This window comes from Acidovorax sp. FG60 (genome assembly GCF_057808995.1).
Genome location: NZ_JBMDJC010000004.1, coordinates 279,150 through 300,186 on the forward strand (window position 1 = coordinate 279,150; position 21,037 = coordinate 300,186).

Here is a 21,037-nt window from a genome sequence, read left to right on the forward strand (position 1 = left end):
GATCGGCCCATGGGCCTGGGCTTACAGCGCCTTCACCCCGCGCAAGCGCCATGTGGCACGCAGACAGTGCTCCCGCCACAAGCGGGTTGCCCATAAAAAAGGCCCGTCGCACGCGAAGTGCGACGGGCCTTTTTTGTGGCTTGCGGAGAGCGGGTGAGCGCCCTGGAAAAGTTCAGTAGCTATACGGTGACCGCAGCGGGTTGACCGGGAACGCCTGCAGGCCGTTGTAGGGCTGGAAGGCGTAGCGCACATACAGGCCGCCCGCGAACTCACGGTAGTTGCGTGCGTTGTTGAGCGACAGGTGTCCCCCCACGAACACCTGCGGATGCATCTGGTATTCCATGGCCGCACCCAGGTTGTAGCCCAGGCCCGTGCGGGACTGGCCGGGGTAGATGGCCGTGGCGCCCGTTTCGCCAAAGGCCAGCGCGTCGGCGGCTGCCTGGACTGCCGAGACTTGCCGCGATGGGCTGTTGGGGAAATACGGCGCCGCATCTTCCTTGAAATACTGCACGCCCACCGAGCCCTTGAGCTGGTAGGACAGGCGGCCATTGCGCTGCGCCCATTCGACCGGAATGCCAAAGGACACGAACTGCTGGGGACTGAAATAGCCACCGTGGCCCACCGTGAAGTAGCGCAGGTTGCGCTGGTACGACAGCCCCGTAAAGCTCAGGCCCGCCGTCAGGTCGGCGTTCGATGTGCGATGCACATGCCAGTACATCCCGCCACCCAGCTCGGCCCGCGCATTGCTGCGCACGCGGGTACCGGTCAGGCCATGCAGCGAACCGTACCCATAAATCCCCAGTTCACCATCGTCCCAGGTCAGATCAACGCGGCCCCCCGAAGCGGACACGCCGCCCCAGCGGTCGCCGGTCCGGGCATCACGGACACCGGCAAACGACAGCAGGCTGTCGGTCACCGGGCGGCGCGAGAGGTCCACGGCCACGGTCAGGTCGTCGGTGAGGGCTGTGCGGTATCTCGCGCCTGCCGTCACATCGGACTGGCCGAAGCCCAGCGGCGTGCTGCCGATGTCTGCCCGGAAGCCTCCGCTTTCATAGCCTACGCTCAGGCCGACGCCGCTGTCGCTTTGCGAGCCAGCACCGCGTTCGGGCATGGCCAGGGCCGTGACCGGGCCACCACCAAAGCGGCTGATGGTGCCGTAGGGAGAGCCGGGCGAACCTGCGCTGGCGCCCGTGGGCGTTACGCCCAGCAGCAGGTGACCGTCACCCACGCTCATCTTGAGCTGCACGGGCGCTTCGATCTCGGATAGCTGGCTCATGCCCGCCTCGCCCTGCCGTGCGCGCGCAACTGCGCCCACGGAGAACGAAGAAATCTGGCTTTGCTGCACTTCGCGCAGCTCATCGCGGGCCGTGCGGGGCCGCGTGGGGTCGGGCACGTTGCCCAGGCCCGCCGTGGACCAGGCAGAAGGTGCGGCAGGAGCAGGCATTGCGCGTTGCGCAGGCAAGGACTGGGCGCCGCCCGCATACCCACCACCGTAGGCCTGTGCAGGCGTGTAGTAGCCCGCCGCAGCCGGGGCCGGAGCGCCCATCGGCTGCATGGGTTGTGCAGGCGGCACGTACACAGGTGCCATGGCCGGCGCCGCCGCAGAGGCACCCACCGACCGTGGGGTCGAAGAAGGCAGTGCCGCAGCGTTGCGCCGCGCAGCGCTGGTCGAAGCCGCCGTGTCAGCCGCCGCCACCGGGCTGGACGCCTCGGGGTAGTAACTGGCGGGCGTCATGGGAGCGGCCTGCGCATAGGCCTGCGGTACCGTGCCAAAGCGGCTTGCACCGGCCGGGTCGGGAATGTAGAGGCCTGCAGGTGCGTTGTTGCTGCGCGCTACTGGCTGGGGCGCGTACTGCTGGGGGGTGTAGCCCACCGGCGACCGTGCGACGGCTGCGGCACCAGGCACTGACAGGCCGCCCCCGGCACGCTGCTGCAACGCCGCGCGCTGGGCAAATGGATTGCCCGAACGTGCAGGCCCCGCCGCCACGCCACTGGCGGCCAGCACGGCATCGCGCTGCGCGTTTTCGGCAGCAACGGCAGCCGTGAAGAACTCGGTGGCCTTGGAATTCTTGCCCTGCGCCCGGTACAACCGACCGGCGGCCGTCAGCACTTCGGGATCACGCGGAGCGCGCGCCAGCGCCACGGACAGCAGCGACTCCGCATAGCCGTAGTCCTTGGCGCCCGTGGCCATGGCTGCGGTCTGCAGGATGAGGGGCACGTCATTGGGAGACTTTTCCAGCAACCGCGCATACAGCGCCTGCGCCTGGGCATAGTCGTTGTTGGCCGCGTACATGCGGGCCAGTGCCGCCATGGCCAGGGGCTCGTCGGGCTGCTCGGCCAGCAAGGGAACGAGCGTGTCGTAGGCCGCGACCAGGTCGCCCGCCTCGCGCAGGCCATCGGCCTGGCGCACGATGTAGGCGCGGCGGATGTCGCTGAAACTCTTGCGCTCGCGGTCATTCATCGGGGCCGTCTGCAGCTGCCGCAGGATGCCCGCCAGTTCCACATCCTGCTGGGTCTTGAGCAAGGTGGCTGCGTACTGCAGGCGCAGGCCGACATCGGGCCGGGGGGTGCGCGCCAGCACCTGGCGCACCATGCCGAGTGCGCGCTGCGGATCGCCAGCGTCCGCGTAGGCCAAGGCCATGGCGCCCAGCAATTCGGGGTCTTGGGTGGCAAAGGACTCGGCCTGGGCCAGGGTGGCCAGGGCTTCCGTCTGGCGACCTTCGGCCGCCAACGCCGACGCAGCCGATGCCTGCACATGCACCCACACCCGCTTTTGCAGCGCGGCGATGTCACGGGTGCGGTGCTTTTCTGGAACGCGGTCCAGCAGGGCCAGGGCGTTGGGCCAGTCGCCGGCTTCCGAGGCGAGCAGGGCGCTGGCATACAGGGCCTCGGGCATGTTGGGGTTGGACAGCAGCAGTCCGTCCATCACGCCCCGCGCCTCGGCCACCGCGCCCATGCGCAGGTACAGGCGGGCCAGGTCCAGCCGCACCCAGGGGCTAGCCGGATCGTTCAGCAGGGCATCTTCCAGCGCTGCGCGGGCGGCGGCGGTATCGCCACGCTCCGTCGCTGCGCGGGCCTGGCCCAATGCCTGCGCAGCACGCAGGCGCCCCAGGGCTCCCACCTTTTCTTGCTGCGAGGGTGACAGCTTCTCCACCAGCGCCAGGGCTTCGGCCGCCTTGTTGTTCTGCGCCAGCACGCCCACGAGGCCCCGCACCGCGTCGGGGTTGTCGGCCTGGCGCGCGAGCACACGGCGGTAGGCCGCCTCGGCCGCGTCGTACTGGCCATCTTCGACCAACAGGTCTGCCAGGTCGGTTTCGGCCGTGACTTCGGCCGGATTCAGCCGCACAGCCTGCTCCAGCGAACGCCGCGCTACCGCTGTCTCGCCGCGTTCGCGTTCGGAGGTGGCCTGCTCGACCAGGCTCCAGTAGGTGGCGCTGTCGAGCGCCTGTTTCCAGCGGCTGGCCGAGCCCGCACGCGAGGCCCGCTCCAGCAGCCCGCGCGCGTCGGCAAACCGTTCCTGGCGCAAACGCAGGATGCCCAGGCCACCCAGCGCATCGCCGTCGGTGGGACGGGATTCGAGCACGTTCAGAAATGCGGCCTCTGCAGCATCCAGCTCGCCATCGTCCAGGGCCTGGAACCCTGCTGTCGTCCGCTGGCGCAGCGGGTCGGCCGTCCGGACGGAAGCTGCCTGGGACTGTTTTTGCAGGTTCTGGGCTTGCACCAGTCGCGTCTGCACGGCCGTGTCTCCGGGATTGGCGCGCAGGAATTCCTGGTACAGCGGGATGTCGGCCGAGCGATTGCCCGTCCATGCCAGCGCCTTGCGCCAGCTTTCCGTCGCCGCCTTGCCCACATCGGGGCGCCCGGCCAGCCGCGCCAGCTGGGCGATGCCTTCGCGGCGTGTGGATTCGCGGTAGGTCAGGTGTTGCGCCAGGGCCAGCGCAATCTGCGGGTCTTCGGGCGATTCCTGCGCCAGGCGGTTCAAACCCCGACGGGCCTCGTCCCAGCCGCCTGCTGTGGCGCCCAGCGTCTGGTAGTACTCCAGCGCCAGGGGGCCGGTGGGAGCGCGGTCTCCCAGTGCCGCCTGGTAGGTGCTCAAGGCCTGGCTGGCCTGCCCGCTGCGGGCCTGCTGGCGCGCAGTTTCGATCTGGGGTGCGCTGCGGCCCGTGCGGATGGATTCCTGCAACCGGCTGACCAGCGGGCTGCGCGGATGGGCTGCCTGCAACTGGTTCAGGTAGCGCTGGGCGCCCTCGGGGCGGCGGGCGTTGAGCTCCACCAACGCCATCCCATAGAGGGCCTGGGCGTTCTGGGGGTTGATGCGCAGCAGCTTCTGCCATGCCTCACCCGCGCGCTCCGTGTCGCCGCGCTCCTGCCAGTACTGCCCCTGGTCCAGCAGGGTCTGCTCGGCCCCAGTCTGCGCCCAGGCAACGGGGGCCATCAGCGAGGCCAGCAGCCCCATGGCAAGTGTTTGATGACGACGACGTTTGGAGGACATGCCTTCCTTCTCCCTGCGAGGCTCCCGGCCACCGAGGTGCCGGGAATGTGTTGCGTGATTCAGAAACAGCCGGGCGTGCTTTGCACCGCCTCAGCCTTTTTGCTTCAGCCGGGCCCGTGCGCGCGCTCTCAGCGACAGGTACATGATGATCGCTATCAGCACCGCCGCCGACACGCCCAGGACAATCAGCAACAGCGGGTTGCGCGAAAGAAACCACTGGGTATACAGCAAGGGGCCCAACTGACCCACATGGTAGTTTTTCTCGGCCACCAGGCTGTCCACCTGCTTGCCCCGGATGACCGTGGTGCTGCCCTGCACGTGTTTGAGCATTTCGGCATCCAGCAGTGCATCCATCACTTGCGACAGACCTGCAGGCTGGTTGCTGGCAACCAGCACCACACTGCGGCCACCGCGCAAAGGCGATTCAAAACCTGCCACCAGAGCATCGGTGCTGTCGCTGGAAAACGCAACCTGGCTGCGCCGTGCGTGCACGCTGGAGTCCTCGCCAAAGCCCCACCAGCGCAGCAGGCGGTTGGCGAAGTCCGACATCTGGAAACTCTTGGTTTCGCCCTGCAGGAGGGCCGGAATGGAACTGGCCCATTGCTTGAGCAAGGGCTGGTTGCCGCCGGAGGCAATGACCAGCAGGTCCTTGTCGGCAAGCCGCTCCACCTGCTGGGCCTGCGCCACGGTCACGCCCAGGGCAGGGTATCCCGTGACGCGCCCCATGACACCCATCAGGCCCAGATAGGCCTCGTATTCCTGCGCACCCGGCTTGTCGGGCATCACCACCGCAGATTCAGAAAGGTCTGCCATGCGTGTGAACGGGAACCCTGCATTGCCAAAGGCCGCCAGATCCGGCATGGCGATGAAATGCGGAAAACCGGAGATGTCGATGGTCGAGTCGGCCTCGACAGAGCCCCGGACGTTGTCGAGTGGTACGTCCTTGCAGGCGCCCTGCTTGACCACGTCGTAGTAGTAATGCATCTGCAGCTGCGACTGGGCCGGCAGCTTGAACAGCGGGATGTGGAACGTCTCGCGCTCCGGCGCCATCTCGCCCTTGGGCACCACCTTGGTCAGCAGGCGGTCCAGAGCGCCGGGTTCTTCATGATTCACTGCGTGCAGGGGCAACGAACGCAGGAACTGCTGGTTCACATTGATGTTGAGGGTGGACTTGTCGGGGTTCGGGCGCGGGGTATAGCGATACCGCAGGTCCACCGGGATGCCCTTCTGGCGCCATGCGAACAGGTCGGGCGGCAGGAAGAAGTTCAGGCGGATCAGGTCTGGCGAGTAGCCGGACACGTTGAGCGCATCGGCCTCGACCAGTTCACCAAATTTCACGGGCCGGTCATTGGAAAGCCAGTTGGGCGCGTCGTACGGCTTGCGGGGCTTGAGTTCCGTGACCTCGGTGATCCGTGCCAGCGGGCCGGACAGGGCCGAGGAACCGATGGCCAGTGCCTTGGCGGCAACGCCAAGCTCGGCTTCGTCCCGCCCCATGACCAGCAGCAGCTTGCCATGGCGGTCTGCCGGGTGGCTCACCACGGCCACGGTGGGGCCCTGGATGTCTGGCAGGCTCAGCCCGGCGGGCGCTTGCGCCTTGCCCGCGATCATCACCACCGCGTTGCCGCGCGCGGGGAGTTCGCCCACCAGTGACGGGAACCTCGCTCCCCGGAAACCCGCCAGCGCGCCAAACCAGGACGACATCGTACCTGCGGCCTGCAAGGTGCCCGTGTTGGGCACTGCGCCGAACACCATCGGCAGCTCCAGCGGGCGCACATCCCGGCGATCAAAGAAAGGCTGCGGCAGCAGCGCCAGATCGTTCGTCTGGGCCACGGGCGCCACCGTCAGTTCCAGCACGCTGTCGTTGCCGACGTTGGCCCACAGGCTGGAGTGCAGCGGGTCTTCGCACTCCATCGTGTAGTGGCCGATCAGCTGCAGGTTGAGCCGGTTGAACTCGGTGATGAGGCGCGGCGGGATGACGATCTCGCGCTGCAGGTTTTCGCCCGCCTGCTGCGTGGTCACCGGAATGGTGGCGGCCACCTGCTCGTTCACCAGCACCTTGATATGGGACAGGTTGGGGAGCAGGGCGGGCGAGTAGGAGTAGTTCAGCTTCAGTCGCGCGCCTGTGACCACTTCGTCGTTGCGCACGCTGAACGCCACACCGCTCGTGCCGTCCACACCCCGCAATTGCAGCGGAAACAGGGCCCCCAGGTCCTTGAAACTGGTGCGGTGTACACGCACTCCACTCTCGGTCGGTTGCGCCGCAGCCAGCATTTCCGCCCCAGCCAAGCCCGCTGGTGCAGGGGCCGCAGCAAGTTGGGATACGGGCACGGCCGTCCCTGTCAGTACCAAGGCCAGCATGGCAGGCAGCATGCGCTTGCGCGGCAGCCGCGCTGTCGGATGTCTTTTGGGAATCATGGTGTCGAGTCTTTGGAAACAGGGAAAGGCTTAACGGGGCTTGAGGGACTTGACGGCGGAGACGGTCAGTTGTCCCATGCCGCGCACTCCGATCGCAATCACGCTCCAGAGCGAGCGCAGCGGCTTGTCGCGCTGGCCCGTGCCCCAAGTGGCAATCCAGGCATCCGCCCGTGCAAAGGTCAGCGATGCCAGTTCGGCCTGCTGGCGCAGACTGAGGTTGTCGAACTTCACGCCCAGACGCCCCTTGCCACTGAACGTGACAACGGCCGGAAAAACACCTTCTTCGTCGGACCGGAACAGCGACACGGAAAGGCGGCTGCCCATGGGAATGTCGCTGTCCGCCGGAACGGACAGGCCCAGCCCGTGCTGCGAGAAATCTTCGGTCTTGCAAACCAGCGTGCGGCCGTTATCGAAGCGGATGACAGCGGGCAGGGCAGCCGCCACGCGCGGTGTGCCACGGATCTGGCGCGTCTCGCTGGCCACCGCCACACTGGCGCCCAGCAGGATGACGTTGTAGGTGGTCCAGACCATGTTGATGACCAGCGTGGTGGTTTCGTCGCCTGCGGAGGAGAACAGCTTCCAGATCCCCACCGCAAAACCCACCAGATTGATCACCAACAGCACCACATAAGGCCGTGCAATGGTCCAGTCGAAATAGGCTTTCTCGATCACGCCCCCCTTGGCCGTCACGTTGAACTTGCCCAGCTTGGGGTTGATGAAGGCAACGATCACCGGGCGCATGATGTACCAGGCCAGCACTGACTCGTACACCTCATTCCAGAACGAGTGGCGAAAGCGCCCCTGGATACGGGAGTTGGTCACGCTGGCGTGGGCCAGGTGGGGCAGCGCATAGGCGGTGATCATCAGCGCCGTGGCCTGGAACACGTGGGCCCCGAAGAACAGGTAGGCCAGCGGTGCAGTCAGAAACACCAGGCGCGGCAGTCCGTAGAAGAAATGCAGCATCGCATTCAGGTAGCACAGCCGCTGGCCGAACTTGAGACCCTTGCCAAAGAGCGGGTTGTCGGTGCGCGCGATCTGCGCCATGCCCCGCGCCCAGCGAATGCGCTGGCCTACGTGGCCGGAAAGGCTCTCGGTGGCCAGGCCCGCAGCCTGAGGCACTTCGAGGTAAGCCGTGTTGTAGCCCAGGCGGCTGAGCTTGAGCGCCGTGTGGGCGTCCTCGGTCACGGTTTCTACCGCAATGCCACCCACTTCCAGCAACTCCTTGCGGCGGATGATGGCGCAAGAACCGCAGAAGAACGACGCGTTCCAGAGGTCGTTGCCGTCCTGGACGATGCCGTAGAACAACTCGCCCTCGTTGGGCATCCGGTGGAACGTGTCCAGGTTGCGCTCAAACGGATCGGGTGAGAAGAACACGTGCGGCGTCTGCAGCATGACCAGGTTGGTGTCCTTGAAGAACCAGCCCATGCAGACCTGCAGGAAGGAACGCGTGGGGATGTGGTCGCAGTCAAAGATGGCGATGTATTCGGAACTCGTGACTTTGAGCGCCGCGTTGATGTTGCCCGCCTTGGCGTGGTGGTTGTTGTCGCGGATCAGGTAGCCCACGCCCAGCTCTTCGCAGAACTCACGGAACTCGGGACGGCGGCCGTCGTCGAGCACATACACGTGCAGGCGATCGGCGGGCCAGTCCAGGCTCATGGCCGAGAACACCGTCTGGCGCACCACTTCAAGCGGCTCGTTGTACGTCGGAATGAACACATCCACGCTGGGCCAGGTGCTGATGTCCTGGGGCATGGGAACCGGGCGGCGCTGCAGGGGCCACGCCGTCTGGAAGTAGCCAATGAGCAGCACCGCAAAGGCATACAGCTCTGCCAGCACCAGGCCATAGCCGAATGCCGCATCCAGCCAGTTGGTAAAGCCGATGGTGTCGGTAAAACGCCAGTAGATGTAACGCGACGAGGCCGAGATCGACAGCACGATCATTGCCAGCGTGGACAGGCGGCCGGGGGTCCTGCTCAGCAGCAAGGCCGCACCAAACGAACCCACCGAAAAGAGAATCTGCCCCTGGAGATCCAGCGGTACGCTGATGACCAACCCCATCAGCAAGGCACTGAACACCACAGCCGCGACACGCGCTACGGGGTGCTGCCACAGATCCCACCCGGTGATGGCATGCACCACGGTGCGCCAGTGTGCCTGGGGACTGTGGGAATCGGCGTCAGCTACCTCGTCGGCCTGCGGGCGTTGGTCGATACTCATTGCGCGGCTCCAGCCAGTGGCAGTCGCAGGCGCTGCGCAAGGACGCGCGCGCACTTGCGCAGGTCATCGGCCGCCTGGCCTTGGGGGTCATACTCCAGCACGCTCTGGTCGTAGGCGAGCGCCTCGCGCACCGCCTGGTCTTCATGGACCACGCCCACCAGACGCTCACCCAGGTTGTCCTGCATCACACGCGTGATGTCTTTGGACAACTGGCGCGCGCCGTCCACCTGATTGAGCACGTACAGCGTTTCGGAAAAATCAGGGCGCGGTGTGCAATAGGTGTGCACCAGCCGCTGCATCAGGGCCAGCGCCGCATACGATGCCGCATCGGGCAGGCTGACCACCACCACCACCTGGGCGGCCGACAGCGCCTGCTGCATATAAACAGAAGGACCGGGCGGCGTGTCGATCAGCACCACGGCATCCTCCGGCAGTTCCAGGCCCTGCAATTGCTGCTCCAGCCAGTTCGGGTGTGCGTCCAGGTGCCGCTCGAAAGCCACGCGGTCAGACTCGTTCACCACGCCATAGGGCAGCACATGCACACCCGATGGGCTTTGCACGCAGACCGAGCCCCAGTCTTCGCCTGCCAGGCTGGCGCGGGATACGCCGGCCAGAGAACGGGGATCGGCGCCGAAATGCAAGCCCAGCGCATTCTGGGGGTCCATGTCCACCACCAGCAACGTCGCAACACCTTCGCGCTGCAATGCGGTGGCCAGGTTGGCAGTCAGGGTCGTCTTGCCCACGCCACCTTTGGCAGAAACGATGGCAATCACTTTCATAGGTGGCCCTTGCGAGGCTGCCAGGCGGGCGCTGGCGCAGCGCTGGCGGCCACGGGAGCACCCGCCAGACGCGCAAAAACCGATGGGAGGTCCACCGGCAAGGACTCCTGGTGCACGGCCTGCTCTTCAGCAACAGTCGGCGCAGCCTGTCCACGCAGGCCCGCAAGACCCGCCAGGGGGGAACGCGAGGCCAGCGCAGCCGCTGGCGGCAGACGGTCTGCCGCTACTGCTGCGGGCGCGGCCACCGGGCGGGGCAACTCGGCGGCGACCGGTGCAGTGCGCTGCACTGCCACAACGGGCTCTGGTCGCGCCGAAACGGAGGCCTGAGCCTGCTGGGGAAGCGGCGCCGCAGCGGTACCGGCGCTTCGGTCTACCGAGGGCACATCATCGGCCACGGCATTGCGCACGGCAGAGACAAGGGGCCAGCGCTCGTTGGAGAGTTGGTGCTCCTGCTTGCGGGCCAGCTCATGGTAGGGGTCTGCCTTGGCCCCAAACTGCTGAAAGAGGTTCACGATGTCGTCTGAGTGTTTCATGGGTCACCGCCAATGCCGCAACATATAAATCCGAAACCCGGTGCTCAGCGCGACAGCTGAAGGTGTACACACCCCCAGGTATCTGCAGGTGCGCACTGCACCACCTTGAGTTGCCCGGCACCCGCTTGGTCGAACCAGCTTTGGTAGACCCCTTCGAGGAAACCACCCGACCAATGCACGTGGTCCGGCCCGAATGCAGCAGATACGGGCGAGAGGCTGTGGTGGATGTTCAACTGCTCAACTTCCTGCCTCAAATCGACCCAGCCCCAGTCGATGCTCGTCCAGACCGCCGTCATGCTGCGCTGCAGGTCTTCCACAGTGGCACACGCTGGCAAAGGATGGTCTGCCGCAAACCGCGCGCCCACCCGGAACATCAGCGCGCGAAGGTCTTCCGGTGGCAGGGCCGCGACAAATTCCGCTGCAAGAGCCTGGAAAAACCCTCGCCATTGCACCGAACACTGCTGCCGGACCAGGTGCGCGGCGATGTCGGGGCTCGAAGGCATGGAAACAATTTGAGACATGGTGCAAGCACGAGCAAGCTTCGGGCCCGTTTTTGACGGCCGTCAGCAAGATGAACTAAGGGTTTACCACGTGCATTTTTTGATACATGTGGTTTCAAACAGCGTTTTCGGGAATTCTAGAAGCCACGCCGTGACAAATGACGCTTGTGGCGACGAACCAAAGGTCAACTTAGTTCAACTGGCGGTAACTACGTAGAAGTTTGTGGGTGTCACGCCACAAGAATTAATTATTTACTATTTGGATTATTCAATCCATAGTCTTAATTAATTAGAAAACCCCATTTGTGGGGGTGCACCACAATCGGCTAGAGGGCTAATGTGTCCCAGATGTTTCAGTCTGTCGCACCAAAAATGACCCCGCCCCCGAGGCAGACCTCCCCGTCGTACAAGACCGCACTTTGCCCCGGCGTCACCGCCCACTGCGCCTGTGGGAAACGCAGCTGAAAACCCGCGCCGTCCGCGCTGACGACGGTGCACGCGGCGTCCTGCTGCCGGTAGCGGGTCTTGGCGGCATAGTTCCCCGGCACAGGGGGGTGGCCGGACGTCCAGCTGGCATCTTGCGCCTCCAGGGCGGAGGACAGCAGCCAGGGGTGGTCGTGCCCCTGCACCACGCGCAGCGTGTTCCTGGCCAGGTCCTTGCGGGCCACAAACCAGGGCGCATGCTCGCCGCCGCCACGCTGTGCGCCCTTCTCCTTGATTCCGCCGATGCCCAGGCCCTGGCGCTGGCCCAAGGTGTAGAACGACAAGCCCACATGCTGGCCCAGCTTGCGGCCCCGGTCGTCCAGGATGGGGCCGGGCTCATGGCTGATGTATCGGTTCAGGAACTCGCGGAACGGCCGCTCGCCAATGAAGCAGATGCCCGTGGAATCCTTCTTCTTGGCATTGGGCAGGCCAATCTCCTCGGCGATCCGGCGCACCTCGGTCTTGTGCAACTCGCCCACCGGGAACAGCGTCTTGGACAGCTGCGCCTGGTTCAGGCGGTGCAGAAAGTAGCTCTGGTCCTTGGAGGGATCCAGCCCCTTGAGCAGCTCGAACAGGCCGGAGGATGGGTTCTGACGCACGCGGGCGTAGTGCCCCGTGGCGATCTTCTCCGCTCCCAGGCGCATGGCATGATCCAGAAAAGCCTTGAACTTGATCTCGGCGTTGCACAACACGTCTGGGTTGGGCGTGCGGCCCGCCTGGTACTCACGCAAGAACTCGGCAAACACACGGTCCTTGTAGTCGGCTGCGAAGTTGACGTGTTCGATCTCGATGCCGATCACGTCGGCCACGGCGGCGGCGTCCACGAAGTCGATGTTGGACGAGCAGTATTCGCTGTCGTCGTCATCTTCCCAGTTCTTCATGAAGATGCCGACGACTTCGTGGCCCTGTTGCTTGAGCAGGTGGGCGGTCACGGCAGAGTCCACTCCGCCCGAAAGGCCCACGACAACACGTTGTTTGGGCGGTTTGGTATTGGCAGTCATTGCCCCGATTGTATTTTTTGCGCCGTGGCAGCACTGCGTGGGCGCACAGAACGCGTAGCCACCAGCAGGTCATAGAGCTGCTGCGCAGCGGGCGACAGCGATTTGCCCCTGCGTTTTATCAGCCCCATCTGGCGCGTCACCACGGGCTCGATCAGCGGAATGCTCACCAGCGTGGGATGGTCCTTGCCCGGCATGGCCAGGCTGGGCACGGCAGCCACGCCCAGGCCCGCCTCCACCAGGCCGAGCAGCGTGGTCACGTGCTTGGCCTCGTACAGGCACTGGGGGCGGTCGGGCACGTTGGCCAGCGCCAGGTCCATCAACAGACGGTTTCCCGAGGTCTTGCCCACCGACATGAAGTCGTGCTGGCCCAGCTCTGCCCAGGTGACCTTCTTGCGCCGCGCCAGCACATGGTCGCGCCGGCAGGCGGCTACGAAGCGCTCGGCCAGCACGGGCTTGAACTCGATCTCGGCCTCCTGGCTGCCGATGAAATTGAGGCCAAAGTCGGCATCGCCCTGCGCCACGGCCACCAGCACCTCGTTGGCGCTGGCGTCGTGCACCTTGACGCGGATTTTCGGAAACCGCTCGTGGTAGCGCTTGACCACCTGCGGCAAAAAGTAATACACGGCCGACGGCACGCAGGCAATCGTCACCTCGCCCATGCGGCGCGCGGCCACGTCGCCCAGGCCCATGAGCATGCCGTCCAGGTCATCCAGCCACACGCGGGTCTTGCGCGCGAAGTCACGGCCCACGGCCGTGAGCGTGACACGGCGGGTGGTGCGGTCAAGCAGGCGCACGCCCAGGGCTTCTTCGAGCTTGTCGATGCGACGGCTGAAGGCAGGCTGCGACAAGTGGATCGCCTCGGCCGCAGCACGAAAGCTCTGCAGCTCAGCCACCGCGGCAAAGGCCTGGATGTCAGCAAGATCGAATTTGTTGTTCATGGGCATGGGCTTTCAAGACGTTTCGCTGTTGCGCAGCACGCATCAAACGATCAGAACATTGCAATTCACGAACGTGATTTCACCATGTACAAGGGCTCATAGCCTATTGCGCTGCATGCATCAATCATTGTCAACAATGCAATTCACAGAACAGATGAAGCGTCGCACCATGCCGACCCATGAGCTACAACCTTCCTTGCGTTCTGATGCGTGGCGGCACTTCCCGGGGGCCGTTCTTCCTGGCCGACTGGCTGCCGCAAGACCCTGCGGCGCGCGACCGCACCCTGATCGCCGCGCTGGGCTCGCCGCATGAATTGCAGATTGACGGCCTGGGTGGAGGAAACTCGCTGACCAGCAAGGTGGCGATCGTTTCCAGGTCGGTACATGCCGACTGCGATGTGGACTACCTCTTCGCCCAAGTCAGTGTGGAAGAGGCCCGCGTGGACACGCGGCCCAACTGCGGCAACATGCTGGCGGGCGTGGGGCCCTTTGCCATCGAGCAGGGGCTGGTGCCCGCTTCCGGCCATGGAAACACCACCACGGTACGGGTCTACAACGTCAACACCCGTTCACGCATTGATGTGCAGGTGTGTACCGCTGGCGGACGGGTGCGCTACGACGGCGATGTGCATATTGACGGCGTGCAGGGCACTGCGGCACCGGTGCTGATGAACTTCCTGGACGCCTGGGGCGCCGTCACGGGCCAGATTTTCCCGACCGGCCAGCGCATCGACACCATCCACGGCCTGCAGGTCACCTGTATCGATGCCGCCCAGGTGATGGTGCTCGTGCGGGCAGCGGACCTCGGCCTGTGCGGCAACGAGAGCCCTGCAGAGCTGGATACCAATGCCGAACTGCTTTCCAGGCTGGAAGCCCTGCGATGCGAAGCCGGCCTGCGGATGGGCATGGGCGATGTGTCGAACAGCGTGCTGCCCAAGCCCGTGATCGTGTCTGCGGGCGATCAACCGGGCAGCGTCGTCTCGCGCTATTTCACACCCCACCGCTGCCACCGCTCACACGCCGTGACCGGTGCGATTGGCGTGGCTGCTGCCCACGTGCTGCCAGGCACGGTGATCACCGACTCCCTGCAGCACGCCATTGCAGGCACACGCCGTGTGGAAGTGCTGCACCCCGCCGGCCGCATTCATGTGGACGTGGAACTCACCGAAGTGGACGGCCAATTCAAGCTGGTGCAGGCCGCGCTGGTCCGCACCGCGCGAAAGATTCTGGAGGGCACGCTGTTCGTTTCAGAAAACGCATTCACCCACTGATTTCACACCCCAACCCTTTGGATGACAGGAGACAAAAAAATGATTCGCCAACACTTTGCGCCATCGCGCGCACGCCGCACCCTGATCACCGTGGCGGCCCTCGCTGCCGCTGTGCAAATGATCCCCTCCCTGGCACATGCGGCCTATCCCGACAAGCCCATCACGCTCGTGGTGCCGACCGCCGCTGGCGGTGGCAACGACGGCATGGCGCGCGTGGTGGCGCTCAAGCTGTCCACCCTGCTGGGGCAACAGGTCATTGTGGAGAACAAGGCGGGCGCCAACGGTGCCATTGCGGCGGAGTTTGTGGCCCGCGCGGCGCCCGATGGTCACACGATTCTTTTTGGCTACATCGGCACCCACGGCATGAGCCCTGCGCTGCAAAAGCTGCGCTACGACCCCATCACGCAGTTCGAGCCCATTGGCATGGTGAGCTACTCGCCCACGCTCATGGTGGTTCACCCCAAGGTGCCAGCCAAGTCGGTGGGCGAGCTGGTGGCGTTGACCAAAGCCAAGCCCCAGGACTTCAACTACGCCTCGGCCGGCAACGGCACAGCCCCGCACTTCTCCGCCGAAATTTTCAAGCTGGAAAGCGGTGCGCAAATGGCCCACGTGCCCTACCGGGGTGCCGCGCCCGCGATGAATGACACCATGGCCGGGCAGACCCAGGTCATGTTCCCCAGTCTGTTCTCAGCCTACCCCCACGTCAAGAACGGCAAGCTGCGCGCCCTGGCGCTGGCAGGCCCCAAGCGTTCATCGCTGTTGCCCGATGTGCCCACGCTCGAAGAGGCGGGCGTGAAAGGCGTCGAGATCACGCAGTGGTATGCCCTGTTTGCCCCTGGAAAAACGCCCCGGCCCGTCATCGACCAGCTCAACAAGGCCCTGAACACCGCCCTGGCCGACAAGGACGTGGCACGGCGCATTGAAGAACAAGGCGCCGTGGTGGACCCCAGCACGCCCGAGCAATTGGCCCTGACCGTACGCCAGGAGATCGCCAAGTGGAAGGGCGTCGTGCACAAAGCCCAGCTCACCCCCGATTGAGCCCCCAGAAATACCCTCGCACCCGTTTCAGATTTCAATCAGGCAGGAGACATCTATGAAAAAAAGAACAGGCAACATCGGTGCGCTTTGTGCCGCGCTGGCCAGCAGCTGCGTCGCGGCACAAACCAACGGCGTCACGCTGTATGGAACCGTGGACCTGGGGCTGCGCCACGGCAGCGGCCTCACGGCGGCCAATGCGGCAGCCCCCGGTTCGTCGCACAGCCTGGGTAGCGGCATACACACCACCAGCCGCTGGGGGCTTCGCGGCAGCGAAGACCTGGGGGGCGGTGCCAAGGCGCTGTTCCAGTTCGAGAGCGGACTGAACGCCGACACCGGCGCTTCTGCCAACGCCAGCAAGACCTTTGATCGCGCATCCTGGGTCGGTCTGGAGGGCGGATGGGGCACGCTGGCCCTGGGCCGCCAGACCACCACACTGGCGGATGCCATCTCGCCCGTGGACCCGCTGGGCATGCGCTTTGCCAGCTTCAACCCCAGCATCGGCGTGGCCGCGCTCAGCCAGCATGGCCTGGGCATCGAGTTCGGCAGTGCGGGGTCCACGTCAGGCTCGTACCGGCTGGACAACGCGATCAAGTACACAGCGCGATTTGGCGGCCTCACCGCACGGGCGATGTTGGGCACGGGTGAAGTGGCTGGAAAGACATCGGCCCTGTCGTCGCGCGGGGTTGGCATGGCCTATGCGGCCAGCGGCGTCACACTGTCAGGCGCATTCCAGACCTTCAAGGACACGAACCAGCGCACCCTGGACGGAGCCACCCTGGGCGCGGCCTACCAATGGAACACCGTGCGCCTGGCGGCCAACGCGGCACGCAGCGAGGCCGAGACAGCGGTCGGCAAGCACACGGTGCAGCGCGTGTTCTCGGCAGGCGCGACCTGGTCCGTCACGCCCCTGTTCGATCTGACGGCTGCCTACTACAAGGTGGACCGCACCCGCACGGGCGCCGCCGACGACGGCTACGGCCGCCTGGTGGCGTTTGCCGAATACAAGCTCTCGCGCCGCACGAAGGTGTATGCCGAGCTGGACAACACCCGCTGGCGCAACGGCTTCCAGGGTGCGGCGAACAAGGCCACGGCCACCGGCATCTCCGCCGGTGTGGTGCATACGTTCTGAGCCTGCCTTACACGAACTTGCCGGTGATGCCCCCGTCCACCACCAGCTCGGTGCCGGTCACGTAGGCGGCGGCATCGCTGGCGAGGAAGGCGCAGGCATGGGCCACGTCCCAGGCCGTGCCCATGCGGCCCATGGGCACCTGGCGGGCGCGCGCGGCGCGGGCTTCGTCGAGGCTGGTGTCCGAGAACATCTTCGCCACCGTGGTGGCAATGCGCGGCGTGTCGATGAGCCCCGGCACCACGGTGTTGGCGCGCACGCCCTGGCCCGCGTACTGCTGCGCCAGCATGCGGGTAAAGTGCGTGACGGCCGCCTTGGTCACACCGTAGGCCAGGTGCGGATAGCCGAGGTAGCGCATGCCCGCGATGGACGAGATGGCGATGATGGAACCCCGCCCCCGTTCCACCATGCCCGGCAGCACCTGCTGACAGGCCAGCAACAGGCTGTTCACGTTGACGGAATGGATGCGGTCGAAGTCTTCGGTGCTCGTCTCCAGCGGGCCGCCGGTCTTGCCGATGCCCACGTTGTGGTGCAGCACGTCGATGGCGCCGCCAAAGCGCTCGCGCGCCTCGGCAAACAGGCGCTGCACATCGGCCGCGTCCGCCACGTCACCCACCAGCGTGGCGGCCGTGCCACCCTCGGCGTGAATGAGCGCCGTGGTCTCTTCGGCCGAAGCTGCGTCGCGGTCCGCCACACACACGCTGGCGCCCAGGCGCGCGTAGGTCACGCAGGCCGCGCGGCCAATGCTCCAGCCCGGTCCGGCAGACCCGCCTCCGGCCACAAAGACGACGCGGCCTGACAAATCGAGCGGCAGGGCAGGTGAATGGGCTGGCGGTGCGCTCATGCGTCCGTGCCCTGGCCGGCACTGCCGCCAACGAAGGGAATGGCGTGCTCCACCGTGTCCCAGATGAAGCGGCCCGAGGGGCTTTGCTGCTCTTCCACGATGTGCGCCACCAGCCCGGCCGCGCGCGAGATCACGGCAAAGCCTCGCATCACGGCCGTGGGCACGCCGATCTCGCCCAGCAGCGCGGCCACCGCGCCGGTGGCGTTGATGGTGATGGGGCGGCCAGCCACCTCATCCACGGCCTTGGACAGCGTCTCCAGCGCACGGATCTTGTCGCCCCGCAAATCGGGCTCGGCGCAGCCCATTTCGAGCAGCTTGTAGGCGCGTGGGTCCACGGGCTTGTGCAGGTGGTGGCCAAAGCCGGGCACGGGGGATTTGAGGCCCTTGTAGTGGCGCGCAATGGTGAGCGCCTCCGCTTCAGGGTCTTGCGCCGCTGCGATGCGGTCGAGCAGGCCCGAGCAGTTCTCCATGGTGCCCACGAAGGAGCTGCCCACGGCCAGCAGGCCCGCGCTCACGGCGCCCTGCAGGTTCTCGGGCGCGCTCATGTAGATGAGCCGCGTGGCGATGGCGCTGGGCGTGAGGCCATGCTCCATGAGCACGATGAGCACCACGTCGGTGATGCGCAGGTCCACGCCGCGCGGGTTGCGGCCCAGGATCTGCATCAGCATCACCTCCGTGAAGGTCTTCTTCCCCATCAGGTCCTCCACCAGGTCCGCATCGCGGTAATGCAGGCTGGTGAGGGTGTGGGTGCACAGGCGGGTGACGGGGGTCTTGGAAGCAGGGTGGGTCATGAAATGGGTTCCTTCATTCAGGCAGTGGCCGTACCGGCCAGGGCAGCCAGGGCCGCATCGCGCACGGCAGACTTGAGCACCTTGCCCACGGGCGAGCGCGGCAGGCTCTCGTGAAAATGGATGCGCTTGGGCGTTTGCACTGGGCCCAGGCGTTCGCGCACAAACGCGATCAGCTCGGCCTCGCTCGCCGCTTCGCCGGTGCGCAGCTGCACGGCGGCCTGCACGGTCTCGCCCCACTTGTCGTCGGGCAGGCCGAACACGGTGCATTCGTGCACCGCAGGGTGCTGGCCGAGCGCGTTCTCTACGTCCACGGGGTAGACGTTGAAGCCGCCGGTGATCACCATGTCCTTGAGCCGGTCCTTGAGGTAGAGAAACCCCCGCTCGTCGATCAGGCCCCGGTCGCCGGTGTGCAGCCAGCCGTTCACCAGGGTCTCGGCGGTCTTCTCGGGCAGGCGCCAGTAGCCGGTCATCAGCAGGTCGCCGCGCGCCACCACCTCGCCCACTTCGCCCGGGGGCAGCAGGCGGCCATCGGGCGCCATGATGGCCACGTCGCTGAACCAGGTGGTGCGGCCCACCGAGGCCAGGTTGCGCTCGTCCTCGAAGTCCTCGGGGCACAGCACGGTGAGGATCTGCGGCGCCTCGGTCTGGCCGTAGGTCGTGCCCAGCACCGGGCCGAAAAAGTCGCGCACCTGGCGGATCTTGTCGGGCGGCATGGGCGCGCCGCCGTAGATCAATCGGCGCAGGCGCGGAAAGTCCGTGCGCGACGCGCCGGGCAGCGCCATCAGCATATAGACCAGCGTGGGCGGCATGAAGCACACGGTGCCACCGCGCTCGCGGAACGCCATGCGCACCGCCTCGGCGCCCGCGCCGGCCAGCACCACGTGGCAGCCGCCCTGCGCCAGGATGGGCAGGATGTATGTGGAGGTGCCGTGTGTGATGGGTGCGGCCACGATGTAGCGCTCGTGCTCGTCAAAGCCCCAGGCGTGGATCTGGTTGGCGATGTTGGCCATCCACGCGCGGTAGGGCTGCATCACGCCCTTGGGTGCACCCGTGGTGCCGCCGGTGAACTTGATGGCCTGGGTGGCGTCGTCCGGCAGATCCAGCTGCGGGCGGGGGGCGCCAGCGTGCGCAGCGGCCCAGCTGGCCAGGGTGGCGGTGCCATCGGCGGCCTGCGCGCCGGTCAGCACGCGGGTGCCGGGCGCGCCTTCGAGCAGGTCGGCGCACGCGGCGTCCAGCACCAGCAGGGTGGGCTCGGTGGCGTCGATGATGCGGCGGATCTCGGGCCGCGTGCTCTTGGGGTTAAGCGGCACCCACACCTTGCCGCAGGCCAGCACGGCCAGCAGCGCGGCGATGTGGTCGGCGCTGTTGCCCGCGCAAATGCCCACGCGGCTTTGGGGTGTGGGGTCGATGGCTGTGAAGCCCGCCGCGAGCGCTGCCACGCGGGCGGCCAGCGCGTCGTAGCGGATGGCGCCCTCGGGCGCGTCGATGGCAATGCGGTCGGGCCAGCGCTGGGCGGCCCGCCAGAAGAAGTCGATGGGGAACATGAAAGAGGTGAGGTTGTGTGGGTGATCTGTCACTCGGCGGATGCGCCCGACTCTTTCACCACTTCGCGCCACCGCTTGATCTCGGCGGCGGCAAACTGGCGCATCTTGTCGGGGGTGCCACCGTCGGGCGTGGCGGCCAGCTCCTGCAGGCGCGTGCGCACCTCGGGCTGGGCCAGCACCTTGTTCAGGGCCGCGTTGACCTGCTCGATCACGGCGCGCGGCGTGCCCGCCGGTGCGGCCAGGCCAAACCACGACTGCACATCAAAGCCCGTGTAGCCCGACTCGGCCAGCGTGGGCACGTCCGGCAGCAGGGACGAGCGCTGGGCGCTGGTGATGGCAATGGCGCGCAGCTTGCCCGCCTGCACATGCGGCAGGGCCGACGGCGTGTTGTCGAACATCGAATCCACCTGGCCGCCCAGCAGGTCGGTGACGGCGGGTGCGCTGCCCCGGTAGGGCACATGCAGCATCTTGAGCTTGGACTGCATCTTGAACATCTCGCCCGAGAGGTGGATGGACGAGCCGCTGCCCGACGACGCAAACGTGATGCCGTCCTTGGAATCCTTGGCGTAGCGCACGTAGTCGGCCAGGTTCTTGATGGGCAGCTTGGGGTTGACCACCAGGATGTTCGGAATCTTGGCGATCATGCCGATGGGCTCGAAGTCCTTGACCGGGTCGTAGCCCAGCTTGGGGTACAGCGTGGCGTTGATGGTGTTGGCGATGGTGTAGACGTAGAGCGTGTAGCCATCGGCCGGCGCGCGCGCCACGGCCTCTGCGCCCACGTTGCTGTTGGCGCCTGCGCGGTTGTCCACCACCACGGGTTGGCCCAGCTGGTCGCCGAGCTTGACGGCCACCATGCGCGCAATCACGTCCGTGGCGCCGCCCGCCGCATAACCCACCACCAGCTTGACCGGTTTGGTGGGCCAGCCCGAGGCATTGGGCTGGGCCTGCAATGGCATGGCGGCGCCGCAGGCCAGGGTGGCGACCAGCGCCAGCAGGGCGCGGCGCGGCAGGGATGGCGAAGCTTTGCGCTGACCCAGCGCGGCGGGGGTGTGTGGGCTCATGGTG

15 protein-coding genes are annotated in these 21,037 nt (G+C 66.1%); 3 read left to right on the plus strand and 12 right to left on the minus strand.

Translation table 11 applies throughout. The features are described from left to right. Positions 1 to 172 precede the first annotated feature (172 nt). The 8 genes from ACODS0_RS08430 to ACODS0_RS08465 form a co-directional block, all read right to left on the minus strand. Complete coding sequence (locus ACODS0_RS08430) at positions 173 to 4,492, minus strand: cellulose synthase subunit BcsC-related outer membrane protein (RefSeq protein WP_488834231.1); 4,320 nt, start codon at positions 4,490 to 4,492, stop codon at positions 173 to 175. Positions 4,493 to 4,582: 90 nt separating this feature from the next. After that, a complete protein-coding gene (bcsB, locus tag ACODS0_RS08435; RefSeq protein ID WP_488834232.1) occupies positions 4,583 to 6,907 on the minus strand; it encodes a cellulose biosynthesis cyclic di-GMP-binding regulatory protein BcsB in 2,325 nt (774 codons plus the stop codon). A gap of 30 nt (positions 6,908 to 6,937) precedes the next feature. Next, positions 6,938 to 9,124 carry a UDP-forming cellulose synthase catalytic subunit gene (gene bcsA / locus ACODS0_RS08440; RefSeq protein WP_055400303.1) on the minus strand — a complete coding sequence of 729 codons (2,187 nt, stop codon included), beginning with the start codon at positions 9,122 to 9,124 and terminating at the stop codon, positions 6,938 to 6,940. Further along, entirely contained in the window at positions 9,121 to 9,903 is a 783-nt protein-coding gene (bcsQ, locus tag ACODS0_RS08445) for a cellulose biosynthesis protein BcsQ (RefSeq protein WP_055400301.1), read from the minus strand. The genes bcsA and bcsQ overlap by 4 nt, the downstream gene beginning before the upstream one ends. Then, positions 9,900 to 10,436 (minus strand): cellulose biosynthesis protein BcsP, encoded by a 537-nt coding sequence (gene bcsP / locus ACODS0_RS08450; RefSeq protein ID WP_488834234.1) that lies wholly within the window; start codon positions 10,434 to 10,436, stop codon positions 9,900 to 9,902. The genes bcsQ and bcsP overlap by 4 nt, the downstream gene beginning before the upstream one ends. A 44-nt stretch (positions 10,437 to 10,480) precedes the next feature. After that, the gene (bcsD, locus tag ACODS0_RS08455; RefSeq protein WP_488834236.1) at positions 10,481 to 10,957 is read right to left on the minus strand and encodes a cellulose biosynthesis protein BcsD; all 477 of its coding nucleotides are present in this window, start codon (positions 10,955 to 10,957) and stop codon (positions 10,481 to 10,483) included. A gap of 332 nt (positions 10,958 to 11,289) precedes the next feature. Further along, on the minus strand, positions 11,290 to 12,420 hold the full coding sequence (gene mnmA / locus ACODS0_RS08460) for a tRNA 2-thiouridine(34) synthase MnmA (RefSeq protein ID WP_055398068.1): 1,131 nt from the start codon (positions 12,418 to 12,420) through the stop codon (positions 11,290 to 11,292). Beyond that, entirely contained in the window at positions 12,417 to 13,358 is a 942-nt protein-coding gene (locus ACODS0_RS08465; protein ID WP_055398073.1) for a LysR family transcriptional regulator, read from the minus strand. Before ACODS0_RS08465 ends, mnmA begins: the two co-directional genes overlap by 4 nt. 179 nt (positions 13,359 to 13,537) lie before the next feature. Between ACODS0_RS08465 and ACODS0_RS08470 the strand changes: the two genes are divergently transcribed. The 3 genes from ACODS0_RS08470 to ACODS0_RS08480 all read left to right on the plus strand — a co-directional run bounded on the left by ACODS0_RS08470 (position 13,538) and on the right by ACODS0_RS08480 (position 16,796). Continuing rightward, positions 13,538 to 14,629: a 4-oxalomesaconate tautomerase gene (locus tag ACODS0_RS08470; RefSeq protein ID WP_488834238.1), complete on the plus strand. Its 1,092-nt coding sequence runs from the start codon at positions 13,538 to 13,540 to the stop codon at positions 14,627 to 14,629. A 117-nt stretch (positions 14,630 to 14,746) separates the two neighbouring features. Next, positions 14,747 to 15,667 (plus strand): Bug family tripartite tricarboxylate transporter substrate binding protein, encoded by a 921-nt coding sequence (locus ACODS0_RS08475; protein ID WP_488834373.1) that lies wholly within the window; start codon positions 14,747 to 14,749, stop codon positions 15,665 to 15,667. A gap of 55 nt (positions 15,668 to 15,722) precedes the next feature. Then, positions 15,723 to 16,796, plus strand: coding sequence for a porin (locus tag ACODS0_RS08480; protein WP_488834240.1), 1,074 nt, complete (start codon positions 15,723 to 15,725; stop codon positions 16,794 to 16,796). 7 nt (positions 16,797 to 16,803) lie between these two features. Here ACODS0_RS08480 and ACODS0_RS08485 read toward each other — a convergent pair whose 3' ends face one another. Genes ACODS0_RS08485 through ACODS0_RS08500 form a run of 4 tightly spaced genes read right to left on the minus strand, consistent with a single transcriptional unit; the run spans position 16,804 to position 21,033 of the window. After that, a complete protein-coding gene (locus ACODS0_RS08485) occupies positions 16,804 to 17,637 on the minus strand; it encodes an SDR family NAD(P)-dependent oxidoreductase (protein WP_488834243.1) in 834 nt (277 codons plus the stop codon). After that, positions 17,634 to 18,428, minus strand: coding sequence for a citryl-CoA lyase (locus tag ACODS0_RS08490; protein WP_488834245.1), 795 nt, complete (start codon positions 18,426 to 18,428; stop codon positions 17,634 to 17,636). Before ACODS0_RS08490 ends, ACODS0_RS08485 begins: the two co-directional genes overlap by 4 nt. Before the next feature lie 17 nt (positions 18,429 to 18,445). Beyond that, entirely contained in the window at positions 18,446 to 19,972 is a 1,527-nt protein-coding gene (locus ACODS0_RS08495) for a class I adenylate-forming enzyme family protein (RefSeq protein WP_488834247.1), read from the minus strand. A 29-nt stretch (positions 19,973 to 20,001) separates the two neighbouring features. Next, entirely contained in the window at positions 20,002 to 21,033 is a 1,032-nt protein-coding gene (locus tag ACODS0_RS08500; protein ID WP_488834249.1) for a tripartite tricarboxylate transporter substrate binding protein, read from the minus strand. Positions 21,034 to 21,037 lie beyond the last annotated feature (4 nt).